The organism is Pseudomonas sp. 1912-s (genome assembly GCF_029269205.1).
Classification (GTDB): domain Bacteria; phylum Pseudomonadota; class Gammaproteobacteria; order Pseudomonadales; family Pseudomonadaceae; genus Aquipseudomonas.
In genome coordinates this window covers 1-11,743 of the sequence record NZ_JARIXR010000023.1, presented here as the reverse complement: position 1 = coordinate 11,743, position 11,743 = coordinate 1, and the positions used below count along the sequence as shown (strand labels likewise).

10 protein-coding genes are annotated in these 11,743 nt (G+C 62.4%); 5 read left to right on the top strand and 5 right to left on the bottom strand.

Annotated elements, in window-relative coordinates; genetic code table 11:
* From P3C29_RS23920 to P3C29_RS23900, 5 genes are all read left to right on the top strand, one after another.
* On the top strand, nt 1-1,623 hold the full coding sequence (locus P3C29_RS23920; RefSeq protein ID WP_275965617.1) for a glycosyltransferase family 39 protein: 1,623 nt from the start codon (nt 1-3) through the stop codon (nt 1,621-1,623).
* Nucleotides 1,624-2,133: 510 nt separating this feature from the next.
* Nucleotides 2,134-2,313 carry a type VI secretion system contractile sheath small subunit gene (locus tag P3C29_RS23915; protein ID WP_272903156.1) on the top strand — a complete coding sequence of 60 codons (180 nt, stop codon included), beginning with the start codon at nt 2,134-2,136 and terminating at the stop codon, nt 2,311-2,313.
* A 177-nt stretch (nt 2,314-2,490) separates the two neighbouring features.
* Nucleotides 2,491-3,189: an HPP family protein gene (locus tag P3C29_RS23910; protein ID WP_275965616.1), complete on the top strand. Its 699-nt coding sequence runs from the start codon at nt 2,491-2,493 to the stop codon at nt 3,187-3,189.
* A gap of 142 nt (nt 3,190-3,331) precedes the next feature.
* Nucleotides 3,332-4,435, top strand: coding sequence for an enoyl-CoA hydratase/isomerase family protein (locus P3C29_RS23905; RefSeq protein ID WP_275965615.1), 1,104 nt, complete (start codon nt 3,332-3,334; stop codon nt 4,433-4,435).
* Nucleotides 4,436-4,438: 3 nt separating this feature from the next.
* Nucleotides 4,439-5,590, top strand: a complete 1,152-nt coding sequence (locus tag P3C29_RS23900) for an acyl-CoA dehydrogenase family protein (RefSeq protein ID WP_201124164.1) — start codon at nt 4,439-4,441, stop codon at nt 5,588-5,590.
* Nucleotides 5,591-5,641: 51 nt separating this feature from the next.
* On the opposite strand, the gene P3C29_RS23895 is transcribed toward P3C29_RS23900, so the two are convergent.
* The 5 genes from P3C29_RS23895 to P3C29_RS23875 are packed head-to-tail and all read right to left on the bottom strand — an operon-like array spanning nt 5,642 to nt 11,196.
* Nucleotides 5,642-6,415 carry an enoyl-CoA hydratase gene (locus P3C29_RS23895; protein ID WP_010171088.1) on the bottom strand — a complete coding sequence of 258 codons (774 nt, stop codon included), beginning with the start codon at nt 6,413-6,415 and terminating at the stop codon, nt 5,642-5,644.
* A gap of 9 nt (nt 6,416-6,424) precedes the next feature.
* On the bottom strand, nt 6,425-7,552 hold the full coding sequence (locus P3C29_RS23890) for an acyl-CoA dehydrogenase (protein ID WP_275965614.1): 1,128 nt from the start codon (nt 7,550-7,552) through the stop codon (nt 6,425-6,427).
* A 9-nt stretch (nt 7,553-7,561) separates the two neighbouring features.
* Nucleotides 7,562-8,746: an acetyl-CoA C-acyltransferase gene (locus P3C29_RS23885; protein WP_275965613.1), complete on the bottom strand. Its 1,185-nt coding sequence runs from the start codon at nt 8,744-8,746 to the stop codon at nt 7,562-7,564.
* Between the two features lie 11 nt (nt 8,747-8,757).
* Entirely contained in the window at nt 8,758-9,525 is a 768-nt protein-coding gene (locus P3C29_RS23880; RefSeq protein ID WP_169388520.1) for an SDR family NAD(P)-dependent oxidoreductase, read from the bottom strand.
* Nucleotides 9,526-9,546: 21 nt separating this feature from the next.
* Nucleotides 9,547-11,196, bottom strand: coding sequence for an AMP-binding protein (locus tag P3C29_RS23875; protein WP_201124168.1), 1,650 nt, complete (start codon nt 11,194-11,196; stop codon nt 9,547-9,549).
* Nucleotides 11,197-11,743 lie beyond the last annotated feature (547 nt).

The window sequence follows — 11,743 nt, the reverse complement described above, 5'->3', positions numbered from 1 at the left end:
GTGGACAGAGCTCATCCGCCCCTGCTCAGCCCGACGATTCGCCGACACTCATGGTTGCTGGGGCTCCTGGCGCTCATCCTGTTTATCGCGGGCAACTGGAACCAGGCAATCATTGGCTTTGATTCGCGCTTCGTGCTGTTCGCCCAGGAGATGCTGCGCCATGGGCCGGGGTTCTTCCCGACGACCTACGGGCAGCCTTATGCCGACTACCTCGCCACCTCGACACTGCTGACGTGGCTGCTGTCCCTGCCGCTGGGGCAGGTCACCAGCCTGACGGCCTGGTTGCCGACGGCCATCGCGTCGGCGCTGATCGTGGTGCTGGTCTATCGCCTGACGGCGCCCTACTCCCGGCGCTGGGCGCTGCTGAGCATCGCGGTGATGCTGCTCAGCAGCACCTTCATCAGCGAAACCCGCGCAGTGTCCCTCGACCAGATGCTGGCCGCGGTGGCCCTGGCGGTATTTTACCTGGGGTATGCCCATGATCACTTCGGCGCCGGCAAGCGCTTGCACTGGCTGTTTGCGCTGCTGATCGCAGGGTTCGCGATTCGTGGGCCGATCGGCCTGGTGATTCCCACCGGCATGCTGTGCAGCTACTACCTGATCAATCGCCAGTGGCGGCAGCTGTTCAGTTTCGGCCTGTTGGCCCTGGCATTGCTGGCGGCGTGTGTCGGCCTGCTGTTGCTGCTGGCCAAGCTCAGCGGCGGCGAAGGGTTCATGCAGGACGTGATCCGCATGCAGTTCCTCGGCCGCATGGACGGGACTGAAGGCTCCGGCAGCGTGCTGTATTACTTCAGCAGTTCCCTGGGCAACTACGCTCCGGCGTATCCGCTGGCCATACTGGCGCTGATTGCGATCGTTGGCGGTGGTCGCGAAGACCAGGGGCCGGCGCTGAAGCTGGTGCTGTACTGCCTCGCCGCAGGTTTGATCGTGATGATCGGCCTGTCGGTGCCCCAGGCGAAAAAGGCCCGCTATGTACTGCCGATGCTGCCCATGGCGGCGATCATCGCCGCGTATCCGTTCCAGGTTGATCGGGGGCGACTGTTCGCCGGGCTGCGCTGGCTGATGCTGGCGCTTTGGACGGCAATTCCCGGGCTGCTGATCGCTGGCTTGTTCGTGGCGCGTCATCGCTTCCCCGGGGAGATTGGCAGCCTCAACCCGGTGTTCGGGATCCTGATAGCCCTCCAGACGCTGGCACTGGGGTTTCTGTTCAAGACGCGCCTTCGCTACCTGGGCCCGGCCTTCACCGCCGTGCTGGCGGTATGGCTCGCCTATATCGTGATGGTCGAACCCCTGGAGCGCCGGCTGTATGACACGCGCACCTTTACCCTCCAGGCCCAGACGCTCATCCAGCAGGAACGGGCGCCGCTGGTGCTGCACGCGCTGGGCAAGGATGCGAAAGCCATCAAGTTCATGGTCAACCTCGATTGCGACCGGGTGCCGCTGTTTACCCAGTTGACCGCCGAGCTGGCACCGATTCAGGCACCTGCCTGGCTGATCATGAGCCAGGCGGACTTTGAAGGGTTGAGCGATCCACGGTTTCGCTCACTGGTGCCGGTGTTGACCGGGCAGTTCGACAAGAACCCGTATGTGTTGCTGCATTTGGTCAAAAACCCACAGCCTTGATACCTGGCAATGGGATAAGCGGGCAACCCGCTTATCCCATGTCGGTGCTATCCGTAGTTTAAAACTCCGGTGTATGTAAGAATCTTCTTTATCCGATAACTTCTGTAAATTTCCAGACAGTAACTATCAAGAAAAATCCTACGCTTCTATCCGTAACCACCGATGCAACTCCCCTTCCCGCTTAAAGTCCCCAACTGTAGACTCGCCTGCCAAGTGAGTTAATTAATTACTACCTTCCCCACTATTTAAAACAGCACCAGAGGCTCGACTCAGGGCCTTCCTGGCAATTTTGAAAGAAACCAGCTCAAATCGTTGCTCACCCGGTTATAGAAAGAGTTGCAATAACAATGAACAAGTTTAAACAGCACTTAATCCTGCCGTTTATTTACTCTAGAGGAATGCTCCGTGTCCGACCAACCATTGCCCGCCCTCTCTTCTGCGACAGGTTTTACAACCACTCTTCAAACACCCTCTTCACAGGCAAGCGTTGGCTATGTTCCGGTTCCCAAGCTGGATCGACTGATGGAGCTGCGCGATGCGCTGGTGGTGCTCAAGGGGCCGCTGGCCAACAACCCGTCACTGCGGGAAAACGTGCAGAACCTGCTGATCAACGAAGAAACCAATGACCGGGTGCTGGGCAAGGTCAGCAGCCCCCTGCCACCCCCGACGCGGCTGATACCCTTCGGCTGAGGCGGTTAACTGCAAAAATACTGCACTTGACCTGCATTAATATGCATTGGCGGCAACTTTGCCCGATGGGCACACTGCGCAGGTTCCTCCCCCAAATGCAGGAACTTTTTTTGAAGGGCTTTTCCGGGAAACCAGACAGGCCTTTTTTTTCGCCCGCTTTTTATGGACCGTCTGTCAATGCTCGCTCGCTGGTTACCCGCTGCCATCAATACCCGCCCCGCCGAATGGAGCCGTGCCGCGATCGGCATGGCCCTGGGCACGCTCTTCAGTGTCTGGGTGTGTGCCCAGGTGTTCGGCATGGAGGTGGCCTTGCACCTCATCGGCCCGCTCGGGGCCTCGGCGGTGCTGCTGTTTGCCGTGTCATCCGGCGCACTGGCCCAACCCTGGTCGATCATCGGCAGCTACCTGTGCGCCGGGGTCGTTGCCTTGCTGGTGGCCCGGGTACTGGGGCGCACCCTGGGCAGCGCCTGCCTGGCCGCCGGGATGACGGTGATCCTGATCTGCTGGCTGCGTTGCCTGCACCCACCGGCGGGTGGGCTGGCCATGAGCCTGGTGCTGGCAGACCCCGCCTCCATCGCCCTGGGTTGGCAGGAAATGGGCGCAGTCATGCTGGGTGCCGCCGTCATGGTGGCGTGCGCCCTGGCCTACAATAATGCGACGCGCACACGTTACCCCAAGGGCGCCAGCGAACCGGCGGCACCGAGCTTTATGCTGACCGCCAGCGAAAACCCCGGTATCAGTGCAGAAGACCTCAAGCAGGCGCTGGCCGAGCGCGAGCAGTTCCTGGACGTGACCCCACAGGAACTGGAAGAGCTGATCCAGGCCAGCGAACGGTACGCCCGGCGACGCGCTATCGGGGCGGTTTTCCAACGCTAGGGCCGATGCAGCCCATCGTGCAAAAATGCAAAAACGACCTGCAGGATTCCGACTTGTACTGGGCAAATTTGCACTGGTACGATCGCGAGAGCGTTCGCCCCCGAACATCTTGATAAAGAACAATAAAAGCAGGGAGTTAGAGATGACTGCTCAGGTTTCATCCGAGGCAAGCAGCGCCGGGATTCTGCAAGACCAGGTCCTGGCTGAAGTACGCAACCACATAGGCCACCTGACGCTCAATCGCCCCGCCGGCCTGAATGCCATTACCCTGGACATGGTCCGCAGCCTCAGCCGGCATTTGCAGGCCTGGGCGGACGACCCCCGGGTGCACGCCGTGGTGCTGCGCGGTGCCGGGGAAAAAGCCTTCTGCGCCGGCGGCGACATTCGCTCGCTGTACGACAGCTTCAAGAACGGCGACACCCTTCACGAAGACTTCTTCGTCGAGGAATACGCCCTCGACCTCGCCATCCACCACTACCGCAAACCGGTGCTGGCGCTGATGGACGGCTTTGTCCTCGGCGGCGGCATGGGGCTGGTGCAAGGCGCCGACCTGCGAGTGGTCACCGAACGCAGCCGCCTGGCGATGCCGGAAGTGGCCATCGGTTATTTCCCTGACGTGGGCGGCAGCTATTTCCTGCCGCGTATTGCCGGCGAACTGGGGATCTACCTCGGTGTGACCGGGGTGCAGATTCGCGCGGCCGACGCCCTGTATTGCGGGCTTGCCGACTGGTACCTCGACAGCGCCAAACTCAGCGAGCTCGATCAGCGGCTCGACCGCCTTCAATGGCACGACTCGCCGCTCAAGGACCTGCAAGGCCTGCTGGCCGGCCTGGCCGTACAGCAATTGCCCGACGCACCGCTGGCGGCACTGCGCCCGGCCATCGACCACTTTTTTGCCTTGCCGGACGTGCCGAGCATCGTTGAGCAGTTGCAGCAAGTCACCGTTGCCGACAGTCACGACTGGGCGTTGACCACCGTCAGCCTGATGCAGACCCGCTCGCCCCTGGCCATGGCCGTCACTCTGCAGATGCTGCGCCGGGGTCGCCACCTGCCCCTGGAGCAGTGCTTCGCCCTGGAATTGCACCTGGACCGCCAATGGTTCGCCCGCGGCGACCTGATCGAAGGTGTACGCGCCCTGCTGATCGACAAAGACAAAACCCCTCGCTGGAACCCTCCGACCCTCCAGGCGTTGGAGGCTGATCATGTCGAGAGCTTCTTCCGCGACTTCGACAAGAACGGGAACTAAGTCATGCAAGATATTGAATTTACTGAAGAACAGATAATGATCCGCGACATGGCCCGGGACTTTGCCCGAGGCGAAATCGCGCCTCACGCCCAGGCCTGGGAAAAAGCCGGCTGGATCGACGATGCCCTGGTCGCCAAGATGGGCGAACTGGGGTTGCTGGGCATGGTGGTCCCCGAGGAATGGGGCGGCACCTACGTCGACTACGTGGCCTACGCCCTGGCGGTGGAAGAAATCTCCGCCGGCGATGGCGCGACCGGCGCACTGATGAGTATCCATAATTCAGTCGGTTGCGGGCCAATCCTCAACTACGGCTCACAAGCACAAAAGGAAACCTGGCTGGCGGAACTGGCCAGCGGCCAGGCCATCGGCTGCTTCTGCCTGACAGAGCCCCAGGCCGGTTCCGAAGCCCACAACCTGCGCACCCGTGCCGAACTGCGGGACGGCCAGTGGGTGATCAATGGCGCCAAGCAGTTCGTCAGCAACGGCAAGCGCGCCAAGCTGGCGATCGTGTTTGCGGTGACCGACCCGGACCTCGGCAAGAAAGGCATCTCGGCCTTTTTGGTGCCCACCAACACCCCGGGCTTCGTGGTGGACCGTACCGAACACAAGATGGGCATTCGTGCCTCGGACACCTGCGCCGTCACCCTCAACCAATGCAGCGTGCCCGAAGCCAACCTGCTGGGCGAACGCGGCAAAGGCCTGGCCATCGCCCTGTCCAACCTCGAGGGTGGCCGCATCGGGATTGCCGCCCAGGCGCTGGGCATCGCCCGGGCCGCCTTTGAAGCGGCGCTGGCCTATGCCCGTGACCGGGTGCAGTTCGACAAGGCGATCATTGAACACCAGAGCGTGGCCAACCTGCTGGCCGACATGCAGACCCGCCTGAACGCCGCGCGCTTGCTGATCCTGCATGCCGCCAGACTGCGCAGTGCGGGCAAGCCGTGCCTGTCGGAAGCTTCCCAGGCCAAGTTGTTTGCCTCGGAAATGGCCGAGAAGGTGTGCTCCTCAGCGATGCAGATTCATGGGGGGTATGGCTATCTGGAGGATTACCCGGTGGAGCGTTACTACCGGGATGCGCGAATTACCCAGATTTACGAGGGCACCAGCGAGATTCAGCGGATGGTGATTGCTCGAGAGCTTAAGAACTATCAGCTGTAACCAGTTGATTTAAATTGAAACAGTGGGAGCCATCAGGCTCCCACCTTGGCCTTACTTATCCTTGAACTCCGGCGCACGCTTGGCCACAAACGCCGCCATGCCTTCCTTCTGATCCAGTGTGGCAAATGCTGCATGGAACACCCGGCGCTCAAAGCGCACACCTTCAGACAGGCTCACTTCAAACGCGCGGTTGACGCTTTCCTTGACCATCATGCTGATGGGCACCGATTTGCTGGCGATCAGGGTCGCGACTTTCAGCGCCTCATCCAGCAACTCATCCGCCGGCACGATCCGCGCGACAATCCCGCAACGCTCCGCTTCCACCGCATCGATAAACCGGCCGGTCAGGCACATTTCCATGGCCTTGGCCTTGCCCACGGCGCGGGTCAGGCGCTGGGTGCCGCCCATGCCCGGCAGTACGCCGAGATTGATTTCCGGCTGGCCGAATTTGGCGTTGTCACCGGCCAGGATGAAGTCGCACATCAAAGCCAGCTCACACCCGCCGCCCAGGGCAAAACCGTTGACCGCCGCAATGATCGGCTTGCGGCGGTTGGCCACGCGGTCGCTGTCGCTGAACAGGTCGTCCAGGTAGATCTGCGGGTAAGTCAGCTCGGCCATTTCCTTGATGTCGGCGCCGGCGGCAAAGGCTTTTTTCGAGCCGGTGAGCACGATGCAGCCGATTTCCGGATTGGCTTCCAGGCTGTCCAGCGCCTGGTTCAACTCGCTGACCAGTTGAGCATTCAAGGCGTTCAGCGCTTGCGGGCGATTGAGGGTGATCAGCCCGACACGGCCCTGGACGTCCAGCAAAATGGTTTCGTAACTCATAGATGCTCCTCAGAGATTGCGTGAAATGACCATGCGTTGAATATCGCTGGTGCCTTCGTAAATCTGGCAGACCCGCACATCGCGGTAGATCCGTTCCAGTGGAAAGTCGCTCAGGTAACCGTAACCGCCAAGGGTTTGCAAGGCCGCCGAACAGACCTTTTCGGCCATTTCCGACGCAAACAGCTTGGCCATTGAGGCTTCCACCAGCGCCGGCTTGCCGCTGTCACGCAGCGCGGCGGCGTAATGCACCATCTGCCGGGCGACGGCGATTTGCGTGGCCATGTCCGCCAGGCGGAACGCCACGGCCTGGTGCTCGATGATCGGCTTGCCAAAGCTTTCCCGCTCACGGGCGTAATCCCGGGCCGCTTCAAACGCCGCTCGCGCCATGCCCACCGCTTGCGAGGCAATGCCGACGCGCCCGCCTTCAAGGTTGGCCAGGGCGATTCGGTAGCCTTCACCCTCCTCGCCCAAACGATTGCCGATCGGCACTTTCACGTCCTCAAACAGGATCTGGCAGGTGTCGGAAGCGTGCTGGCCGAGCTTGTCCTCGACCCGCGCCACGCTGTAGCCCGGCGAGTCGGTGGGCACGATAAACGCGCTGATGCCCCGCTTGCCGGCGGCCGGATCGGTGACCGCAAACACGATCACGATCCCGGCGTTTTGGCCGGAGGTGATGAACTGCTTGCAGCCATTCAACACGTAGTGATCGCCTTCCAGCCGGGCCCGGGTTTTCAGGCCGCTGGCGTCGGAGCCGGCCTGGGGTTCGGTCAAGGCAAACGCGCCGAGCATCGCGCCGCTGGCCAGGGGCTTGAGGAACTGCTCTCGCTGTTGATCATTGCCGAACTTGAGGATCGGCACACAGCCCACCGAATTGTGCACGCTCATGATGGTCGAGCAGGCGCCGTCGCCGGCGGCGATTTCTTCCAGGGCCATCGCATAGGCCAGGTAGCCGGTGTCGCAACCGCCCCATTCTTCCGGGACCAGCATGCCGAAAAAGCCCAGTTCGGCCATTTCGCCGACGGCCTCTGTGGGAAAGCGATGCTCGCGGTCCCACTCGGCGGCGAACGGTTTGAGCCGTTCCTGGGCAAATTGCCGGGCAGCCTCGCTGATTTGCAGTTGTTCGTCATTCGGGAGCATAGGTGTTCCTTAGTACAGGCATTCAACGGCCATGGCCGTGGCTTCACCGCCGCCGATGCAGATGGCTGCGACGCCGCGCTTGAGGCCTTTCTGGCGCAGGGCCGAGAGCAGGGTCACCAGGATCCGTGCGCCGGACGCACCGATCGGATGCCCCAGGGCACAGGCGCCGCCGTGGATGTTGACCTTGCTGTGGGGGATTTCCAGCTTGCTCATGGTCACCAGGCTGACCACAGCGAAGGCTTCGTTGATTTCAAACAGGTCGACCTCGTCGAGGTTCCAGCCGGTCTTGGTCATCAGCTTGCGGATCGCCCCCACCGGCGCGACCGGGAACAGGCCTGGCTCGTCGGCAAAGGCTGCGTGGCCATGGATCACCGCCAACGGCTTGAGCCCACGTTTTTGCGCTTCAGACTCACGCATCAGCAGCAGCGCCGCTGCACCGTCGGAGATCGAGCTGGAGTTGGCGGCCGTCACCGTGCCGCCTTCGCGGAAGGCCGGTTTCAAGGTGGCGATCTTGTCCAGTTTGGCTTTGGGCGGCTGTTCATCGTGGGTGATGGTTTTCTGCTCCTTGCCCACGGTGACCTGTACCGGAACGATTTCGGCGATGAAGTTGCCGTCGGTGATCGCCTGTTGCGCACGGGTCAGGGACGCTATGGCAAACGCGTCCTGGGCCTCGCGGGAAAAGCCGTTGTGCTCGGCGCAGTCCTCGGCAAAGGTGCCCATCAGGCGGCCTTTGTCATAGGCGTCTTCGAGGCCGTCGAGGAACATGTGGTCGAGCACCCGGCCTTGGCCCATGCGGTAACCGCTGCGGGCGCGGTCCAGCAGGTACGGCGCGTTGGACATGCTCTCCATGCCACCGGCGATGACCACGTCCACACTGCCCGCCAGCAATGAGTCATGGGCCAGGATGGTGGCTTCCATGCCTGAGCCGCACATCTTGTTGAGGGTGGTGCAGCGGGTGGATTTGTCCAGGCCGGCGCCGAGGGCCGCCTGGCGCGCAGGGGCCTGGCCGAGGCCGGCGGGCAGCACACAGCCGAACAACACCTCATCCACGGCGTCGCTGGCAATACCGGCCCGTTCGACCGCCGAGCGAATCGCCGCAGCGCCCAGTTGCGGGGCAGTCAGGCCTTTGAGGTCGCCCTGGAACCCGCCCATCGGGGTACGTACCGCGCTGACAATAACGATTGGATCAGTCATGAAAAATCTCCTTATTTGGCCGCCATGCGCAAGGCACCGTCGAGACGGATCACCTCGCCGTTGAGCATGCTGTTTTCAATGATATGCCGCACCAGCGCGGCGTACTCGCCTGGCTTGCCCAGGCGTGGCGGGAACGGCACACCGGCGGCCAGGGACTCGCGCACTTGCGGGGTCATGCCAGCCATCATCGGGGTTTCGAAAATGCCCGGAGCAATAGTCATCACCCGAATCCCGTAGCGCGCCAGTTCGCGGGCCGCAGGCAGGGTCAGGCTGGCGATCGCGCCCTTGGAGGCGGCATACGCCGCCTGGCCGATCTGGCCGTCAAAGGCCGCCACCGAGGCGGTGTTGATGATCACGCCGCGCTCGCCGTCGGCATTCGCCTCGGTTTCAGCGATGGCGGCTGCGGCCAGGCGCAACAGGTTGAAACTGCCGATCAGGTTGACGTTGATCACCTGGGCAAAGTTGGCCAACGCGTGTGGGCCATTTTTGCCGAGGATTTTCTCGCCACGCACCACGCCGGCGCAGTTGACCAGCCCGTGCAAGCCACCAAACGCAGCAACGGTGGCCTGCACCGCAGCCTCGGCAGCGGCTTCCTGGCTGATATCCGCGACCACGCTGCGCGCCTGCTCACCGAGTTTTTGCGCCTGGGCGGCGACGGCGTCGGCGTTCAGGTCCACCAGCATCACCTTGGCACCGGCCGCTACCAACATCTCGGCGGTTGCCGCGCCGAGGCCTGAAGCGCCGCCGCTGACCAGAAAAACCTTGTTCTCAATCTGCATCATTGTTTCCTTGAAGAGGGATTACGCCGTAGCCGCCTGGGCCTTGGCGATTTCCTGATTACGCAAAATGAAGCGTTGCAGCTTGCCGCTCGGGGTCTTGGGCAGCTCGCTGACAAATTCGATTTCCCGTGGGTACGAGTGGGCCGCCAGGCGCTTGCGCACGTGCTGGCGCAGCTCTTCGGCCAGGGCCGGCTCGGCGCGGTACTGCTCGCTGAGCACTACAAAGGCTTTGACGATCTCGGTGCGTTCCGGGCAGGGCTTGCCCACCACCGCCGCTTCCACCACCGCCGGGTGTTCGATCAGGGCACTTTCCACATCGAACGGGCCGACCCGGTAGCCGGAGGTGGTGATCACATCGTCACTGCGCCCCACGAAGCTGATACTGCCGTCGGGGTTCAGCTCCACCGTGTCGCCGCTGAGGTAGTACTTGCCGACGAAAGCCTTCGTCTTGACCCCGTCGTAGCCGGCGAACCAGCACATTGGCGATTGCTCGCGGTCGATGGCGAGAATGCCCGGCTGGCCGGCGGGCAGTTCCTGATGGTCGTCGTCCAGCACCACGATGCGATGCCCCGGCGAGGCAAAACCGGCAGAACCGACATGCACCGGGTGCTCCAGGCCGTGGTGATTGCACAGCACCATGCCCAGTTCGGTCTGGCCGTAGTGGTCGTGGATGGTCACGCCGAGGTTGTCGGCGAACCAGCGAATCACCTCCGGGTTCAACGGCTCGCCGGCGCTGCTGACAATGCGCAGCTTGCCCTTGATCGACTGGGCGAACTGCTCGCCGCCAGCAATCAGCAGGCGGTAGGCCGTCGGCGATCCGGTGAGGTTGGTGATCCCGTATTTGTTGATGACGCGGCAGGTGCTTTCGAGGGTGAACGGGCCGTCGTAAAAGGTGATCGGGTGGCCCATGGACAACGGGCCGGTGACGCCGAAATAGATGCCGTAGGCCCAGCCCGGATCGGCGACGTTCCAGAACGCGTCCTCGGGGCGCAGGTCCACGGCATCGCGGGTGTAGCTCTGGAACGCGACGATCGCCTTGAGCGGGACGGCCAGGGCTTTCGACGGGCCGGTGGTGCCGGAGGTGAACATCAGCAGGAATGGGTCTTCGGCGCCCAGCAGTACCGGCTCGCAGGCATTGGAATAGTTGGGCAACTCGGCCCAGAAGCTGAAATCGCCACGCACGATGCCTTCGCCGTTGGGGCCGGAGACGGTGACGATGGTTGGGCAGTCGGCCACTTCATTGAGCTTGGGACGGTTGACGGCGTCAGTCACCACCAACGCTGCGCCGGAGCTGTTCAGGCGGTGTTCGATGGCTTTGGGGCCGAAGGCGGTGAACAGGGGCTGATAGACCGCGCCGATGCGCCAGGTGGCGAGTACCACCACCAGCAACTCGGCGGTGCGTGGCAGGAGGCCCGCTACCTTGTCACCGCGTTTGACGCCCTGGGCCAGGAGGAAGTTGGCGAAGCGTGCGGCCTGGTCTTGCAGTTGGGTGAAGGTGGACGTGGCGCTGCGGCCGTCCTTGCCCTCCCAGAACAGTGCGATGCGGCCGGGCAATGCGTGGCGGTCGCAGCATTCGACGCAGGCGTTGAGCGCCTGCAAGTTGCCCGACAGGGCGGCGTCGACGGTGTGTTGGTAGTTGAACTGGGTGGTGGCAGCCGAGTAATCACGCATCGCTTCAAATCCCTGTGTGTTTTTTGTTTTCAGGATGGGTACGTAGACCGGTGAAATAGTCGCTCTAGAGCGGTGGGCGGGCAATGGTCAAAGCTTTCAACTTGGTTGACTGGTTTGGCCAAAGGGGGGGCTTTTTTTGTGGGCTGGGTGGGTGTACATATCCGTTGTTTTTGTAACGGCCACTTATGGTTCCGCTCTTACAGCGGCTCACTTTTGAACAGCGCAAAAGTAAGCAAAACGCTCTTGCCCCACCACTCGGCACCTCGCTCAGGCTCGGTGTGCCCTCTCTCCGGTACTACTCCGCGGGCCGCCGCGACGGGGCGTCCCTGCCCCGTCGCGGCTAAACCGGCGTCCTGCCGGTTTACCCGCTCCGTACTACCTGCGTTCGGCCAGCGTGGTTTAACGGGGCGCCCAAGATCAAGATCAAAAGCAGATCAACAGCACAGCGGCCTACAGGCCGGCTTGAGTGGTGTGAAGCAAAGGCAACATCAAGATCAAAATCTACAGCGGGCACGGTCAAATGTGGGAGCTGGCTTGCCTCTTGCCT